This is a genomic window from Actinacidiphila acididurans, assembly GCF_016918855.1.
In the GTDB taxonomy this organism is placed as follows: Bacteria; Actinomycetota; Actinomycetes; order Streptomycetales; family Streptomycetaceae; genus Actinacidiphila; species Actinacidiphila acididurans.
The window spans coordinates 1-1586 of sequence record NZ_JADKYB010000055.1 but is presented as its reverse complement, the minus strand read 5'-3'; the positions used below and the strand labels follow the sequence as shown (position 1 = coordinate 1586).

The window sequence follows — 1586 nt, the reverse complement described above, 5'->3', positions numbered from 1 at the left end:
TAGTACTCCAGCAGGACTTTGAGGCTTGACCTGGGGAAACGTCGGGCGGTGGGAGTGTAGCGGCCGATCGGCGGTCACGGGTGTGTTCCGTGCGTCCGCCCCTCGAACGAGTGCCCACGCCGCCGGGGACGCCCCTGGCCTGGGCAGTCATCGCCAGTGAGCACCGTGACCACACCTGAACCCGCAGCCCAGACCTGGGACCGACACCTTGACGACCTGTTCACCGACATCGGCCACCGCTTCGGCCGCGTCGAACCACGCCGCCGCATGCGCGACTACGTCCGCGGCCTGCTCGCTCCGGTGGCCCGCAAAAACAGCTGGCAGTTAGCCGAGCAGGCCGGCCACACCACCCCCGACGGCCTGCAGCACCTGCTTTCCCGCGCCCGCTGGGACGCGGACGAGATCCGTGACGACCTGCAGACCTACGTCGCCCAGCAACTCGGCCGAAAGGACGGCGTGCTGATCATCGACGACACAGGGTTCGTGAAGAAGGGCACCACCTCGGCCGGGGTGCAACGGCAGTACTCCGGCACCGCCGGCCGCACCGAGAACTGCCAGATCGGGGTCTTCGCCGCCTACACCAGCTCCGCCGGCCGCGCCCTGGTGGACCGGGAACTCTACCTGCCCAAGTCCTGGACCGGCGATCCCGAACGCTGCCGTGCCGCCCGGGTGCCCGCCGAGCGCGAGTTCGCCACGAAGGGCGCCCTGGCCAGAGCCATCGTGCTGCGCGCCCTCTCCTCCCCGCTGCCGATCGCCTGGGTGACCGCGGATGCCGCCTACGGCCAGGAGGGGCGTTTCCGCCGGATGCTGGAACTGGCCGGCGTCGGCTACGTACTCGCGGTGCCCAAGTCCCAGTTCTCCCTGGCCGGCCCCCGCATCGACCACGTCTTTGACCAGGCCCCTCAGCAGGCGTGGGAGCGCCGTTCCTGCGGTCCAGGTGCAAAGGGACAGCGAATATACGACTGGGCCGCCGTGCAGCTGCGCGCCGTGGCCGAGTTCGACTGCGACGACGGGCAGCTGGTCCGCCGCCGCTGGGCACTGGCACGGCGCAGCGTGAGCAAACCTGACGAGATCGCCTACTACCTCGTTTACGCCCCGCTGGAAGCCGGCGTGGCCGATCTGGTGCGGGTCGCCGGTGCCCGCTGGGCAATCGAGGAGTGTTTCCAGGCCGCGAAGAACGAGTGCGGCCTGGACCAGTACGAGGTGCGCCGCTACGTCGGCTGGTACCGGCACATCACGCTCGCGATGCTCGCGCACGCCTTCCTGGCCGCGATGACCGCGCGGGAGGCCGAAAAGGGGGCGGTATCGGTGAGGATGCCGAGGCCATTGAGCTCACCGTGGCGGAAGTGCGCAGACTCCTGGCAGCTCTCGCTCCCCGACACCCCCATCCCTGTGTCCATGCGGTGAACTGGTCACGCTGGCGCCGACGACGCCAAGCCGTCGCCCGCCGCTGCCACTACCGGCGGCGTGGGCACTCGTTCGAAGGGCGGACGCACGGAACACACCCGTGACCGCCGATCGGCCGCTACACTCCCACCGCCCGACGTTTCCCCAGGTCAAGCCTCAAAGTCCTGCTGGAGTACTAG

1 protein-coding gene is annotated in these 1586 nt (G+C 69.5%); it reads left to right on the top strand.

The features are described 5' to 3' along the window. Positions 1 to 165 precede the first annotated feature (165 nt). Positions 166 to 1407, top strand: a complete 1242-nt coding sequence (locus ITX44_RS40580; RefSeq protein ID WP_372441119.1) for an IS701 family transposase — start codon at positions 166 to 168, stop codon at positions 1405 to 1407. The last annotated feature ends 179 nt before the right edge of the window (positions 1408 to 1586 follow it).